At 45.6% G+C, this 1,203-nt stretch carries 1 protein-coding gene; it reads right to left on the bottom strand.

What is annotated here, in order from left to right; all coding sequences use genetic code 11:
- Positions 1 to 328 precede the first annotated feature (328 nt).
- Entirely contained in the window at positions 329 to 1,054 is a 726-nt protein-coding gene (locus tag ACFXOA_RS32290; protein ID WP_376936198.1) for a hypothetical protein, read from the bottom strand.
- Between the last annotated feature and the right edge of the window lie 149 nt (positions 1,055 to 1,203).

Here is a 1,203-nt window from a genome sequence, read left to right as displayed (position 1 = left end):
GCCCCCTACAGCGCAATTTAAAGGCGCGGGGACGTTATGTCTTGCGTTGCGACTTTTGTCCTGTGTTCATAGGCAGGATACGTAATTTTGTGGTACAAAATTAAATTCATCAAAAAGCACTGTCGAATAGGCACAAAAACACCGCGCCCCAAAATCGCGCTGTAGGTGATTTTTGTGCCGGCTGTTTTTCTGAAACGTCTGTGTAGCAGGAAATGCAACTTGTCAGCGTTACACCTAAAAAACTCAAAAAAAAGCCCTCAAACGAGGGCTTTAGAAGTCAAAGAATTATAAAATTCTGTAGCTCATTAATCGGGCAGAATAAGAGCTGTTATTCAGGCGATAAACCGCCGTCGATAACGTCCAGACGGAAGCGCTCAACAGCTTTAGCGTGGTTATTTACATTCCCACGAAAAGCTCCTTCAGGTGTTACAGTTATAACTTTTACTCGACCACGTTTAACGCGATGAATTGCACCAACTTTTTCAAGCAAATCTAATGCTCTTGCCATTTGTGCTTTGTCAGTTCGCATTGTCTCGCAGAGATCTGCGGCCGTTTTGGTGCATTCGTAACTTTGCCAGCCAAGATTACGGCAGATTTGCCATAGAACGGCCTGAGCGTGATATGCTTGCGCTGTGGTCTTAGCGGATTCAAATAGCCGTTCAGTAACGGCGTCCTGGTACTGGAAAGCAATGGACACGTTACCACCTCCAAAGAAGTCAAATTCAAGTTGCTGGGTAGAACTTAGTTCTTTCGCTGCCTGCGCTGCTTTACGGGCTTGCATAGCACGTTCTGGGCTACTTTCCTGCAATGCTTGTTGATCCAGTAGCAGAGCCGCTTGATCGTAAATACCACGCTTCCTCATAGCCTTTTCAGTTAGGCTTATTGGTGGGTTTGGATTATGACGTTGACGTGGCTGGGCAGCACCAACAATCACGCCAATTGATTGGACGGGAGCCCCAACTCTACGCTGGGCGGCCTGTGTGACCTTTGCAGCTGCGATATCTTCATTTGAGATACCGAGCTCCCTTAGCTCTCGAAATGATAATCTTGTCATCAATCTGCCCTTATAGTTGACTGGTGGACAACCTTAGTTGTCTGACAGACAACTGTCAATAATCTAAAAAGTCTTATTTCTCAGGGGCTAGAGTGCTAAAATGCACTAACGTATCCATGTATCTTAAATAGATTAAGCGGAACGAAGCT

This window comes from Streptomyces sp. NPDC059166 (assembly GCF_042755185.1).
Classification (GTDB): domain Bacteria; phylum Actinomycetota; class Actinomycetes; order Streptomycetales; family Streptomycetaceae; genus Streptomyces.
Note: the sequence above shows the minus strand (reverse complement) of the source record. Positions and strands in the feature narration are given on the sequence as shown.